This window comes from Nocardia australiensis (assembly GCF_020733705.1).
GTDB classification, from domain to species: domain Bacteria; phylum Actinomycetota; class Actinomycetes; order Mycobacteriales; family Mycobacteriaceae; genus Nocardia; species Nocardia australiensis.
Genome location: NZ_JAJFZM010000017.1, coordinates 184,586 through 197,163 on the forward strand (window position 1 = coordinate 184,586; position 12,578 = coordinate 197,163).

Sequence of the window (12,578 nt, forward strand, 5' to 3'; positions counted from 1 at the left end):
ACCTGCGCGAACAACTTACCTGTTGATAGCGCTTCAGCTGTGGACAACCGCCGCTGGACACCCATCGACCGCGGTCGACCTGTCGGCGCAGTGTGGTAAAGCCCGTGCGCCTACCTATTCGGGCAAGCGCAGGTCCGGCTTCTCCAGCTCTTCGATATTGACGTCCTTGAAGGTGATCACCCGAACGTGCTTGACGAAGCGGGCGGGCCGGTACATATCCCAAACCCACGCATCGCTCATACGCACCTCGAAATACACCTCGCCGTCAGCATTCTGTGGCCGCAGCTCAACGGAATTGGCAAGGTAGAAACGGCGCTCGGTCTCCACCACGTACGAGAACTGCCCGACGATGTCTTTGTACTCGCGATATAGCGAGAGCTCCATCTCGGTTTCGTACTTCTCGAGGTCCTCAGCACTCATCGGGTGGGACGTCCTCCTTCTCGCCGCATTGCGTGTGCTGCCATCATCGCGCATGGGCAGCATCGGTAGCCACTCGGCTATCCCCAACAACGGCCTCGGCACCTTCGGAAATCATGTCATCGGTGCCAGTAGCGAGTAGCGCATCGGCCGCGTCGAGTGCGCCGTTCTCGGGCCGCAGACCTGCCGCTTCACGCACATTGCGCCAAGACCGCCGATGCTCGCTGCTCGGGCCCAGCCGGTTCAATGCCGCCGTGTGCTCGGGCGTGTTGTAGCCCTTATGGCCCGCGAACCCATACCCCGGCAACCGCTCGTCCAGCTCGACCATCATCCGGTCCCTGGTCACCTTGGCCAGAATGCTTGCCGCCGCGATGCACGCGGCGGCCCCGTCACCGCCGATAACCGGCAGTGACGGCACCGGAATGCCCGGTACCCGGAAACCATCGGTGAGCACGTATCCGGGGCGCTGCCCGAGTCCGGCGACCGCGCGCCGCATCCCCTCGATATTGGCGACGTGGATGCCGATCGAGTCGATCTCCCAGGCCGGGACGACAACAACTTTCCAGGCCAGAGCCAGCCGAGTGATCACCGGATATAGCTCCTCGCGCACCGCCTCGGTGAGTTTCTTGGAATCGTCGAGACCGGCCAGCTTGTCGTATGCCTTGGGGGCGAGCAGGCACGCAGCCACCACCAGCGGTCCCGCGCACGGACCCCGCCCCGCCTCGTCGACACCGGCGACGGGACCGAGGCCGCTGCGGATGAGCGCCGCTTCCAGCGTGCGCAATCCGCCGGCCCGGCGCATGATGACGCGCGGCGGCCAACCCTTACTCGGCGTCCCGCCGCTAGCCTGTGCCACTCGATCTTGTACCACCGTTCAATTATCCTGCGGCCGCACCGATCAATTCGTTTGGGGATCCTGGGCCCCGACCGGCCCGATTCGCCCCGGTGGCCAAATCTTGAACACGGCTTTGCCGCGGACGTTGTCCACCGGCACAGTGCCCTGCAGGTCGTCGGCGACGTGGGCGCGCGAGTCGGCGGAGTGGTTGCGGTTGTCGCCCATCACCCACAGATTGCCCTCCGGCACCTGCACCGGACCGAACACCCGCCCGGCGGGATAGGTCGCGTTCTGCTTGCCAGGGTTCCAGGCGAAGTCACTCTTGACGTACGGCTCGTCCAATGGCTTGCCGTCCACCAGGATTCGGCCCTGGTCGTCGCAGCACTGCACGGTCTGACCGCCGACGGCGATCACGCGCTTCACGAGGTCGTTCTCGTCCGGAGGCACCAAACCGAAGAAGGAGAAGAAGTTCTGCACGCCGCGTACGGCGGTGTTGCTCGACCGGATCGACTGGTAGCGGGTGTTCCAGGACGGCGGACCGACGAACACCACGACGTCACCGGGCTTCGGATCGCCCCAGTAATAGCTGAGCTTCTGCACATAGATGCGGTCGCCGGTGCAGCCGGAGCAGCCGTGCAGGGTGGGTTCCATCGACTCGGACGGAATCACATACGGGCGCCCGATGAAGCTGACCGTCAGCGCCGCAATGACCGCCGCGATCACGATGAGTACCGGCAACTCCTGCCAGAACGGGCGCTGCTTCTGCTTGGCCCGTCGCCTGCCGCGACGGCGGCTCGATCCCTCGTCATCCGACTCGGACACGGTCATCGACCCACTTTCGTCTGCCACGCCGAACAGATTAGCCCGGCACCACAATGATCTGCGTAGTGCCGGGCTATCCGAGTGTTCGACCGCGTCCGCCGTCAGGCGGAAGGATTCAGCGCTTTTCCTTGATCTTGGCGGCCTTACCGCGCAGATCGCGCAGGTAGTACAGCTTGGCGCGACGGACGTCACCGCGGGTCACGACCTCGATGTGGTCGATGTTCGGGGTGTGCACCGGGAAGGTGCGCTCCACGCCGACGCCGAACGATACCTTGCGGACCGTGAAGGTCTCGCGGATGCCACCACCCTGACGCCGGATCACGACGCCCTTGAAGACCTGGATGCGCTCCTTCGAGCCTTCGATGACCTTCACGTGCACATTCAGCGTATCGCCCGGCCGGAAGTCGGGGACGTCGCTGCGCAGCGACTTTTCGTCGACGAAGTCAAGGGTGTTCATTTTCATCCTTCTGATGTTTGCGCGAACAGAGGACCCTGGCGGCACGGTAGGTGCTCGACCGGTTCATGCTCCGAATAAAGGGGGGTGCGCCGGGTCGACAATCTCCCAGGGCAACCTGAGCATTGTGCCAGATCGGCGCGTGGCTGAGAAAATCGACCCCGCCGACGCCAGGCTACGGCCCGCTCGGCGCTGCCGTGATCAAGAACCGATTCCATGCCATCCCGGCAACGGCCGTTAGTGCCGACGTAGCTGCGGCCCCGATCAGTTATCGGTGTCCTCCGACAGCCACGACATGTGAAACAGGTGCGGCGGCGCGGACGGTGCGGGTACCACCGTCCTGGTCAGTTCGGCCTCGGCGGCGGCACGAACATGCTCGGCATCCGGTTTGCCTGCCACCAGATCCTGGACGAAGATCTTGGCCCGGATCACCGGGCGACGGTAGCGCCGCTCACGGACGATGGCGCGGTTCATCAGTCGTCTACGATCCCCGTATCGCCACCGCGCCCACGGCGCGCCGGGCCTGCTCAGCCGAAGCGCTCCGACGAAAAGCAGCGGCAGGAAGAACATGCCGAACAGTCCGGTCCAGATTTTGCCCTTCGCGATGACAATGGCCGCGAGCGCCAGGTTCACCACCGAGAAAGCGACGACAAAGATCCGCACCTCGACGCTGGGATCACGACGGAAGTCGTTGATATCCAGCATCCACAGCGGGTGGAAACCGAGCAGGAGCAGGCCGGTCACCGCCAGCGCGACGAATACCGCGTCCACCGAGGTGCGGCCCTGTTCCTCCCAATACACGTCGCGCAGATAGAAGATCAGCGCGAATTCGTCGAGCACCAGGGCCGCACCGACACCGAACACCGCCGCGAGCGCACTCGCTGTGGCGGTGTCGGTGCGCTGGTACAGGGTGACCATCCCGATGCCCGACAGCAGCACCAGGACGACCCCGAACACCATGTGGTGGATGTGCACGCCGCCGGACCGCAGGTTGCCAGGCCACCAGCGCACCTGTTTGCGGATGAGCCGAACGCTCAGCCGGATCAGCAGGAAGCCGACGATGAACCCGAGCAGAAAGCACAGCAGCGGAAGCCTGCCCTGTGCGATCACATCGTCGAGCCACCGTCGCATGAGCGCCTACGTACCTCCGCCCGCCGTCGTCCTACTGTCCGAAACCGGCCCGCCGCAAGGCATCCGCCATCGAGCCGGTCGGCGCGGGAGCATTGCGACGCTGGTTTCCACCTTGACCACGTCCCTGGCCCTGATTGCGGCCCTGGGCTTGATTACGCCCTTGGCCCTGACCGCCGCCCTGACCGCCGTTGCGTGGCCGGCCACCGTCGGCTCCGCCTCGGCCGCGCTCGACCTGACCACGGCCGCGCCCGTCGCCGCCCTTGCCGGTATTGCCCGGCTCGTCGTCCAGGCGCAGCGACAGCCCGATCCGCTGCCGGGCGACATCGACCTCCATGACCTTCACCTTGACCACGTCGCCGGACTTGACCACCTCGCGCGGATCCTTGACGAAGTTGTGCGACATGGCCGAGACGTGAACGAGGCCGTCCTGATGCACGCCGACATCGACGAACGCGCCGAACGCGGCCACATTGGTCACCACACCCTCGAGTACCATACCGGGTTGCAGGTCGGCGACCTTTTCCACGCCCGCCGCGAATTCGGCGGTCTTGAACTCCGGGCGCGGGTCACGACCCGGCTTCTCGAGCTCGGTGATGATATCGGTGACGGTAGGTACACCGAACTTCTCATCGGTGAACTCGTCCGGCCGCAATGCCCGCAGCACACCGGTATTGCCGATCAGTTCGGTGACGCCCTGGCCGGTCGATTCCAGGATGCGGCGCACCACCGGGTAGGCCTCGGGGTGCACCGCGGAGGTATCGAGCGGGTCGTCACCGTTGCGGATCCGCAAGAAGCCCGCGCACTGTTCGAAAGCCTTCGGGCCCAGCCGCGGCACCTCGAGCAATGCGGTGCGACTGCGGAATGGCCCGTTCTGATCACGATGCGCCACAATGCTTTCCGCGACAGATCCGGCGACACCTGATACCCGCGACAACAGTGGCACCGACGCGGTATTGACGTCGACACCGACCGCGTTCACCGCGTCCTCGACCACCGCGCCGAGCGAGCGGGCCAGCAGGGTCTCGGATACGTCGTGCTGGTACTGGCCGACGCCGATGGACTTCGGGTCGATCTTCACCAGCTCCGCAAGGGGGTCCTGCAGGCGGCGCGCGATCGAGACGGCCCCGCGCAGCGATACATCCATCTCGGGCAATTCCTGGGTGGCGTACGCCGATGCCGAGTACACCGAGGCGCCCGCCTCCGACACCACGATCTTGGTCGGTTTGTTCTCCGGGATACGCGAAATCAGTTCGGTGGCAAGGGTATCGGTTTCGCGCGAGGCGGTTCCGTTGCCGATGGCGATGAGTTCGACACCGAACCGGGCGACGAGTGCGCCGAGCACGGCGAGAGATTTCTCGGTCTGGCCCTGCGGCTTGTGCGGGTAGATGACCTCGGTGGCGACGGCCTTGCCGGTGGCGTCAACCACGGCGACCTTCACGCCGGTGCGGTAGCCCGGGTCGAGGCCCATGGTGGTCCTGGTGCCCGCGGGCGCGGCGAGCAACAGGTCACGCAGGTTCGTCGCGAACACGTCGACGGCGTCCTTCTCAGCGGCCTGACGCAGTCGCATCCTGGTGTCGATGCCAAGGCTCACTTGAAGTTTCGTGCGCCAGGCCCAGCGCACCGTATCGAGCAACCAGGTGTCGGCGGCGCGACCACGGTCGGCGATATCGAATTTCAGGGCGATGCGGCCTTCGTAGATGCTGCGCTCGCCGGGTTCGGATTCCTCGGTGTCCGGCTCGAGCTGCACCGAGAGCACGTCCTCCTTCTCCCCGCGCAACAGCGCGAGAATCCGGTGCGAGGGCAGCTTGGTGAACGGCTCGCTGAACTCGAAGTAGTCGGCGAACTTGGCGCCCGCCTCTTCCTTGCCCGCGCGCACGGTCGAGGTGACCTGACCGCGGTTCCACATCAGCTCGCGCAGTTCGCCGACCAGATCAGCATCCTCGGCGAAGCGTTCCACCAGAATTGCGCGCGCGCCGTCGAGTTGCTCGGTGGTGTACTGCGCGGGATCGGTGGCCGGATCGGTGATCAGTGCGTCGGCGACGGGCTCGTGGCCTGCCTCGCGCGCGATCTGCGCCTTGGTGCGCCGCTTCGGCTTGTAGGGCAGGTAGATGTCCTCGAGCCGAGCCTTGGTTTCGGCGAGCATGATTTGCTGATGCAATGCGGGCTCGAGTTTGCCCTGGGTGCGGATGGATTCGACGATCGCGGCCCGGCGCTCGTCGAGCTCACGCAAGTAGTGCAGGCGCTCGTCGAGCTGGCGCAGCTGCGCGTCGTCCAGACCTCCGGTCACCTCCTTGCGGTAGCGCGCGATGAAGGGCACGGTCGAACCCGCATCGATCAGCTCCACGGCCGCGCGGACCTGACTCTCGCGCACCTCCAACTCGTCGGCGATACGACGATTGACGCTGGCTTGGCTCGCGATGTCGGAACTGATCGTTTCGGAACTGGCGGTCTCGGGCGCTGTCGTCACGTCCGCAGACACTACCGTCGCCCGCTGACAAGGCGCTCGCGCCCGGGTGAACTGCCGCGTCTGTGTCGGCCGCGCGGGCGATTCATGGCTGCCTCGACCCCCGCAGCAAGTCGGTGGCCAGCTCGCGCATCTGCGCTTTGCGGACCTTCCCGGTTACTGTCATCGGGAACTCGTCGGCAACATGCACATAGCGCGGAATCTTGAAATGCGCCAACCGGCCGGTGCAGAATTCACGCACCGCCTCGGTATCCAAAGGCAGTGCGCCATCCCGCATTCGGATCCACACCATGAGTTCCTCACCGTATTTCGGATCGGGGACGCCGATCACCTGGGCGTCGAGGATGTCAGGGTGGGCGTAGAGGAATTCCTCGATTTCCCTCGGGTAGATGTTCTCGCCGCCGCGGATCACCATGTCCTTGATCCGTCCGGTGATCGCGACATATCCGTCGGCGTCCATCACCCCGATATCGCCGGTGTGCATCCAGTGGGCGGTATCGATCGTCTCGGCGGTCTTCTCCGCTTGCTCCCAGTAGCCGACCATGACCGAGTACCCGCGGGTGCACAATTCGCCGGGCTCACCGCGTGGCACCGTCAAACCCGTTACGGGATCGACGATCTTGACCTCGAGGTGCGGGCCGACGCGCCCCACCGTGGCGGTACGCCGCTCAATGCTGTCGTCGCGACGGGTCTGGGTGGACACGGGCGAGGTTTCGGTCATGCCATAACAGATGCACACCTCGCCCATACCCATCCGGTCGATCACCCGCTTCATGACCTCGACCGGGCATGGCGATCCGGCCATGATTCCGGTGCGCAGGGTCGACAGGTCCGGCGTCGCGCCCGCCTCCAGTACGGTCAGCATGTCGATGAACATCGTCGGCACCCCATACAGGGACGTGCATTGCTCGGCCGCGACCGCCTCCAGCGTCGCCGCCGGATCGAACGACGGCGCCGGAATCACTACTGCCGCACCATGACTCGTACTGGCAAGGTTTCCCATGACCATACCGAAGCAGTGATAGAACGGGACTGGAACGCAGATCCGGTCCTGCTCGGTGTAGCCGCAGAGTTCGCCGACGAAGTATCCGTTATTGAGGATGTTGTGGTGGCTGAGCGTGGCCCCCTTCGGGAAACCCGTTGTGCCGGAGGTGTACTGGATATTGATTGGGTCGTCGGTGGACAGCGTTGCCGCGATCTCGCGCAGCCGGTCCGCATCGATAGCGCCGCGGGTCAGCGCTTCCCATTCAGTGGTGCCGAGCACCAGCACCTGCCCCAGGTCGGGGCAGTTCGGCCGGACCTCATCGATCATCGCGACGTAGTTCGACGACTTGAACGCGGGCGCGGCGATCAGCATTCGGACACCGGCTTGGCGCAGTACATATTCCAGTTCGCTGGTGCGGTAGGCCGGGTTGATATTGACCAGAATCGCGCCGAGTTTCGCCGTCGCGTACTGCACCATGAACCATTCCGGGCAGTTGGGCGCCCAGATACCCACCCGGTCACCCTTGCCGATCCCGCGCATGGAGAACGCGGTGGCCAGAGTGTCTATCGCGTCGGCAAGCAGACGGTAGGTCCAGCGTTGTCCGGAATGGAAGTCCACCAGTGCTTCCCGGTCTGGATAGGCGGCCACCGTCCGGTCGAAGTTGCCGCCGATGGTGTCGCCGAGCAGCGGCGTTTCGGAACCACCGGATGCGTAACTGGGTAACGCGGTCATCACTTGCTCCTCTGCTGACGCAATTCGAATCGCTGCACCTTGCCGCTGGGAGTTTTTGGCAGCGAGTCCACGAAATGCACGCGACGCGGATAGGCGTGCGCGGCGAACTTCTCCTTGACCAATGTCTGTAGTTCGGCGACGAGTTCGGGGCTACCGGTAAAGCCGTTGCGTAACACCACGAATGCCTCGAGCACTTCGCCGCGTAGCTCGTCCGGCATGCCGACCACCGCCGCCTCGGCGACCTGATCGTGCAGCGCGAGCACGCTTTCCACCTCGAACGGGCCGATGCGGTATCCGGCCATGATGATGACGTCGTCGTCGCGGGAGGAGAAACGGAAGAACCCGTCGGCGTCCCTGGAACCGGCATCACCGGTCAGATACCAGCGGCCGTTCTCGGTGTAGCGCTGCGCGGTGCGTTCGGGAGCGTCGAGATAGCCGACGAACCACAGCAACGGGCTGCGCTCGGTGTCGATGGCGACCCGGCCCATTTCACCGGTTGGCGCCTCGGTATCGGCGTCGGCGGCAAGCACCGCACACGTCCAGCCGGGCAACTGCCTACCCATCGAGCCGAGTGGTAAGGCGGCGCGCAACTCGTCGTGCCACGCATTGCAGATGAACATGCCGTGTTCGGTCTGGCCGTAGTGATCGCGTACCGCCACCCCGAGGTTCTGGGCCGACCAGGCAACCACCTCCGGCGTCAAAGGCTCACCGGCCGAGGACGCCCGCCGCAGCGATATCCCCTCCGGCACCGGCGCGCTGTCGGCCCGCAATGCCCGATACACCGTCGGCGCGGCGGCGAAGTTCGTGACACCGAAGCGCTCCAGCACCTGCCAGGTGAGCGCCGGTGAGAATCCGGCGTGCAGCAGCAGGCTGCGCGCTCCGGCGGCAAGCGGGCCCAGGATCGCGAAGTACAACCCGTAGGCCCAGCCCGGATCCGCCGCATTCCAGAACACATCGTCGGGACGCACATCCAGGGCGAATTCGTGATACGCGTGGAATGACGCCAGCGCGCGAACCGGGATGGGCACGCCCTTCGGAGTCCCGGTGGTGCCACTGGTGAATAACTGGACGAGCAGTGCGTCACCACCGACCGACACCGCCGCGGCCCGAGGGTCATCGGCGGACTGCGCGGCCATCAGATCCCCGAAGCGCGGTGCGGCCACATGCGCGCCGGCATCACGATCGGCGGTCTTCGTGTCGCCCGCGACGATGACCTGCCACGGCGCGTCGGCGGGAAGGTCCGCACCCGGTGCGAGCTTGCCCGCTTGATCGGCGTCCGCGATCACCAGCATCGCGTGACTCGCCAGCAGCCGCAACGCGATGGCCGGCGGCGCGAACGCGGTGAACAGCGGAACATGCACCGCGCCGCGCCGCCAGATACCGAGCAACGCGACCACCAGATCGGCTGATTTGCCCATCAGGGTGGCAACCCGATCGCCGGGCCCGATGCCGAGTTCGGCCAGTGCCGCGGCGAACCGTGCCGAGCGCTCACGCAGTTCTCCGTAGGTGAGGTCGATCGAGGACAGGTCGGGATCGATGATGGTGAACGCGACCCGATCCGCGGGATGCCCGTCGCACAGCAGTTGCGCCGCACACACGTCCGGCCCGTCATAGCGCTCCAACAGGTCGCGCACCCGCTCGTTCAGGTCCGTGCTCATCTCGCCTCTCCTCATCCGTGGGCCACCTCACCCCGTGTCGAATAGGATGTAGCTCACATCGTGTTCGCCACTACCCCCGAAAAGGGCTGAGTTTTGACTCCCACCACTTCCGCACTGTTGCGTCCCCGTGACAGCGACGCGTTGCGCGCCGAGATCCGTTGGGTAGCGACCAAGGCGGGAGTACCCGTGGTGTTCGGCGGTGAAGTGCACAACGACGCGCTGTTGCTGACGGAATTCGTCGGCACCATGACCAATGGGTTGCGCGGTCTCTCGGTGCTGCGCACCTCGGGACTCGGCGGGCGTGCCATGGATATGCGTCGCCCCGCGTCGGTCGCGGACTACCGCAGCGCGTCATCGATCACCCATCACTACGACGGTCCCGTCAACGGGGAACGGATCCGCTCGGTGCTCGCGGTCCCGGTGGTCGTCGACAACAACTCCCGGGCGGTCCTCTACGCCGCCAATCGAGGCGGCAGCTCACTCGGTGATCGCACGGTCGATCTGGTTGCCGAAGCGGGTCGGCGGCTGGCCACCGAGATCGCCATTCGCGACGAGGTCGACCGGCGTTTGCGAATGCTGGAGATGACGACCCCGTCCGCCGGCACCGCGCCCGCCATCTCCGAAGAACTCCGCGACATCCACGCTGAACTGCGCGGAATGGCACGCTGCGCCGAGGGTGAGAAGCTTCGCGGTCGACTGCACGTGGTCTGCGAGCGCCTCACCCGCGCGATGGTCGGCGCCCCAGGCCAGGACGCCCCGGTACTGTCGCGTCGCGAGCTGGACGTGCTATCTCAGATTGCCCTTGGTTGCACCAATCAAGAAGCTGCACAACGACTTTCACTCCGTCCCGAGACGGTCAAAAGCTACCTTCGCAACGCCATGATCAAACTCGACGCGCACTCCAGGCACGAGGCGGTCGTCCTCGCCAGACGCCACGGCCTACTGCCGTAGCGCGGCGGTGCGGTCATCCTGGTTCGGCCCGTTCGGTTCCCAGCACGCACCGGTGGGCGAGACGCGATCATGCGTCGGCCCGCTGCACGGTGACGCCTCCGGATCAGTCGCGGTTGCTCAGCGCTCGTCCGGTAGCAGATCAGGGCGCCGTCGGCGGGTGCGATCGAGCGATTGTTCGCGACGCCACGCGGCAACCTTGGCATGATCGCCCGACAGCAGAATCGGCGGGACCTCCAGGCCACGCCAACTGACGGGACGGGTGTAGCTGGGGCCTTCGAGGAGCCCGTCGGAGAACGAATCCTCTTGGTGCGATTGCTGATTACCGAGAACGCCCGGCAGCAGACGTACGACCGCCTCGGCCATGACGAGGACCGCGGCCTCACCGCCTATGAGGACATAGTCACCAATGCTGACCTCTTCGACGCGGACCCGGCGGGCGGCGTCGTCGAAGACGCGTTGGTCGATGCCTTCGTAACGGCCGCAGGCGAATACGAGGTGCGCTTCGGTCGCCCAGCGGTGTGCGGTGGCCTGAGTGAACGGCACACCCGCCGGGGTCGGCACGACGAGCAGAGCATCATCGGGACAGACCTCGTCGAGTGCGTCCCCCCAGACGGTCGGTTTCATAACCATGCCGGGGCCACCGCCATATGGTGAATCGTCGACGGATTTGTGGACATCATGGGTCCAGCCGCGCAGGTCGTGCACATCGAGGTCGATCAGGCCCTTATCGATGGCCTTGCCGAGCAACGCCGTTCGCAACGGCTCCAGATATTCCGGGAAGATTGTGACGACATCAAGTTTCATTGCGTCTCATCCCGCCTTCATTTTCATTCCGGATCGAGGAGACCTTCGGGCGGGTCGATGACGACGAGTCCGTCGGCGAGCGAGACGGTCGGCACGATGGCATTGACGAACGGGATCAGGATCTCCCTGCCGTCGACCGCACCACGCACCGAAAGCAGTTCTCCCGCCGCGGAATGCAGTACCTCGGTGACCGTGCCGACGGCCGTACCGTCGGTGAGCTGGACGGTCAGGCCCTCGAGCTCATGGTCGTAGTACTCTTCCGGATCCTCCGACGGCGGCAGATCCTCGCTATCTATGACGAACAACGTGCCACGCAGCGCGTCAGCGGCGGCGCGGTCGCTGACCCCCGCGACTTGCACGAGGAGTCGGCCCGAATGCGCTCGGGCCGACTCCACGGTGAAGTCACGGACTTCCTTGGAACGTGCCGATCGCCCGCGCAGCCGTGCACCGGGCGCGAAGCGCGCCTCGGGCTCGTCGGTGCGTACCTCGACGACCAGTTCACCGCGCACGCCGTGCGACTTGGCGACCCGGCCTACAACGAGTTCCATCTAGGCGTCGGTGTCGACCACGTCGACCCGGATGCCCCGGCCACCGATCCCGGCAACGAGGGTGCGCAGCGCGGTCGCGGTGCGACCGCCGCGCCCGATGACCTTGCCCAGATCCTCGGGATGGACATGTACCTCGACGGTGCGCCCGCGTCGACCGGTGATCAGCTCGACACGGACGTCATCGGGATTGGCGACTATGCCGCGAACCAAATGTTCGACGGCATCGGCGACGACTGCGCTCATGACCGCGCCTCGCCGGCGCTCGGTTCGCTGCGCTCGCTCACAGTTACTCAGCAGCCTCGGTCTCGGTGGACTCGGCGGCGTCCGCGGAGTCCTTCTTGGCGGCCTTCTTCTTCGGGGTGACAGCCTCGGCGACGGGCTCGTTGTCGGCGGCGGCCAGGGCGGCGTTGAACAGGTCCAGCTTGGAGGTCTTGGGTGCCTTCACCTTCAGGGTGCCCTCGGCGCCCGGCAGACCCTTGAACTTCTGCCAGTCACCGGTGATCTCCAGCAGACGCTGCACGGCCTCGGTCGGCTGCGCGCCGACACCGAGCCAGTACTGCACGCGATCGGAGTTGATCTCGATCAGCGACGGCTCTTCCTTCGGGTGGTACTTGCCGACCGACTCGATGGCCCGGCCGTCACGACGGGTGCGGGCGTCTGCGATGACCACGCGGTACTGCGGGTTGCGGATCTTGCCGAGGCGGGTGAGCTTGATGCGAACAGCCATATGCTGATCTGCCTTTCAATAGGTTGGTCACGGCGCAATTCAGCGACCCG

At 65.5% G+C, this 12,578-nt stretch carries 13 protein-coding genes; 1 reads left to right on the forward strand and 12 read right to left on the reverse strand.

Features of this window, described 5'->3' with window-relative positions; translation table 11 throughout:
- Nucleotides 1-114: 114 nt before the first annotated feature.
- From LKE06_RS30135 to LKE06_RS30170, 8 genes are all read right to left on the reverse strand, one after another.
- Nucleotides 115-420, reverse strand: coding sequence for a DUF2469 domain-containing protein (locus tag LKE06_RS30135; RefSeq protein WP_011210678.1), 306 nt, complete (start codon nucleotides 418-420; stop codon nucleotides 115-117).
- 43 nt (nucleotides 421-463) lie between these two features.
- A complete protein-coding gene (locus LKE06_RS30140; protein ID WP_372477458.1) occupies nucleotides 464-1,219 on the reverse strand; it encodes a ribonuclease HII in 756 nt (251 codons plus the stop codon).
- A 96-nt stretch (nucleotides 1,220-1,315) separates the two neighbouring features.
- Nucleotides 1,316-2,080, reverse strand: a complete 765-nt coding sequence (gene lepB / locus LKE06_RS30145) for a signal peptidase I (protein ID WP_228002845.1) — start codon at nucleotides 2,078-2,080, stop codon at nucleotides 1,316-1,318.
- A gap of 109 nt (nucleotides 2,081-2,189) precedes the next feature.
- Nucleotides 2,190-2,531 (reverse strand): 50S ribosomal protein L19, encoded by a 342-nt coding sequence (rplS, locus tag LKE06_RS30150; RefSeq protein ID WP_029893064.1) that lies wholly within the window; start codon nucleotides 2,529-2,531, stop codon nucleotides 2,190-2,192.
- A gap of 261 nt (nucleotides 2,532-2,792) precedes the next feature.
- Nucleotides 2,793-3,659, reverse strand: a complete 867-nt coding sequence (locus LKE06_RS30155) for a hypothetical protein (protein ID WP_228002846.1) — start codon at nucleotides 3,657-3,659, stop codon at nucleotides 2,793-2,795.
- 31 nt (nucleotides 3,660-3,690) lie between these two features.
- Nucleotides 3,691-6,078, reverse strand: coding sequence for a Tex family protein (locus tag LKE06_RS30160; RefSeq protein WP_228003269.1), 2,388 nt, complete (start codon nucleotides 6,076-6,078; stop codon nucleotides 3,691-3,693).
- Between the two features lie 130 nt (nucleotides 6,079-6,208).
- On the reverse strand, nucleotides 6,209-7,840 hold the full coding sequence (locus LKE06_RS30165) for an AMP-binding protein (RefSeq protein WP_228002847.1): 1,632 nt from the start codon (nucleotides 7,838-7,840) through the stop codon (nucleotides 6,209-6,211).
- Nucleotides 7,840-9,498: an AMP-binding protein gene (locus LKE06_RS30170; RefSeq protein ID WP_228002848.1), complete on the reverse strand. Its 1,659-nt coding sequence runs from the start codon at nucleotides 9,496-9,498 to the stop codon at nucleotides 7,840-7,842. The genes LKE06_RS30165 and LKE06_RS30170 overlap by 1 nt, the downstream gene beginning before the upstream one ends.
- A 93-nt stretch (nucleotides 9,499-9,591) precedes the next feature.
- Between LKE06_RS30170 and LKE06_RS30175 the strand changes: the two genes are divergently transcribed.
- Nucleotides 9,592-10,449, forward strand: coding sequence for a helix-turn-helix transcriptional regulator (locus LKE06_RS30175; protein WP_228002849.1), 858 nt, complete (start codon nucleotides 9,592-9,594; stop codon nucleotides 10,447-10,449).
- Nucleotides 10,450-10,566: 117 nt separating this feature from the next.
- Here LKE06_RS30175 and trmD read toward each other — a convergent pair whose 3' ends face one another.
- Genes trmD through rpsP form a run of 4 tightly spaced genes read right to left on the reverse strand, consistent with a single transcriptional unit; the run spans nucleotide 10,567 to nucleotide 12,528 of the window.
- Nucleotides 10,567-11,253 (reverse strand): tRNA (guanosine(37)-N1)-methyltransferase TrmD, encoded by a 687-nt coding sequence (trmD, locus tag LKE06_RS30180; RefSeq protein WP_228002850.1) that lies wholly within the window; start codon nucleotides 11,251-11,253, stop codon nucleotides 10,567-10,569.
- 23 nt (nucleotides 11,254-11,276) lie between these two features.
- A complete protein-coding gene (gene rimM, locus LKE06_RS30185) occupies nucleotides 11,277-11,801 on the reverse strand; it encodes a ribosome maturation factor RimM (RefSeq protein WP_228002851.1) in 525 nt (174 codons plus the stop codon).
- Nucleotides 11,802-12,044 (reverse strand): RNA-binding protein, encoded by a 243-nt coding sequence (locus tag LKE06_RS30190; RefSeq protein ID WP_163822793.1) that lies wholly within the window; start codon nucleotides 12,042-12,044, stop codon nucleotides 11,802-11,804.
- A gap of 43 nt (nucleotides 12,045-12,087) precedes the next feature.
- A complete protein-coding gene (gene rpsP, locus LKE06_RS30195) occupies nucleotides 12,088-12,528 on the reverse strand; it encodes a 30S ribosomal protein S16 (RefSeq protein WP_228002852.1) in 441 nt (146 codons plus the stop codon).
- Nucleotides 12,529-12,578 lie beyond the last annotated feature (50 nt).

Coding starts and splice junctions, on each gene's coding strand:
- rimM (WP_228002851.1), bottom strand. CDS start 11,801: ATGGAACTCGTTGTAGGCCGGGTCGCCAAGTCGCACGGCGTGCGCGGT.
- rpsP (WP_228002852.1), bottom strand. CDS start 12,528: ATGGCTGTTCGCATCAAGCTCACCCGCCTCGGCAAGATCCGCAACCCG.
- lepB (WP_228002845.1), bottom strand. CDS start 2,080: ATGACCGTGTCCGAGTCGGATGACGAGGGATCGAGCCGCCGTCGCGGC.
- LKE06_RS30155 (WP_228002846.1), bottom strand. CDS start 3,659: ATGCGACGGTGGCTCGACGATGTGATCGCACAGGGCAGGCTTCCGCTG.
- LKE06_RS30165 (WP_228002847.1), bottom strand. CDS start 7,840: ATGACCGCGTTACCCAGTTACGCATCCGGTGGTTCCGAAACGCCGCTG.
- trmD (WP_228002850.1), bottom strand. CDS start 11,253: ATGAAACTTGATGTCGTCACAATCTTCCCGGAATATCTGGAGCCGTTG.
- LKE06_RS30140 (WP_372477458.1), bottom strand. CDS start 1,219: ATGCGCCGGGCCGGCGGATTGCGCACGCTGGAAGCGGCGCTCATCCGC.
- rplS (WP_029893064.1), bottom strand. CDS start 2,531: ATGAACACCCTTGACTTCGTCGACGAAAAGTCGCTGCGCAGCGACGTC.
- LKE06_RS30170 (WP_228002848.1), bottom strand. CDS start 9,498: ATGAGCACGGACCTGAACGAGCGGGTGCGCGACCTGTTGGAGCGCTAT.
- LKE06_RS30135 (WP_011210678.1), bottom strand. CDS start 420: ATGAGTGCTGAGGACCTCGAGAAGTACGAAACCGAGATGGAGCTCTCG.
- LKE06_RS30190 (WP_163822793.1), bottom strand. CDS start 12,044: ATGAGCGCAGTCGTCGCCGATGCCGTCGAACATTTGGTTCGCGGCATA.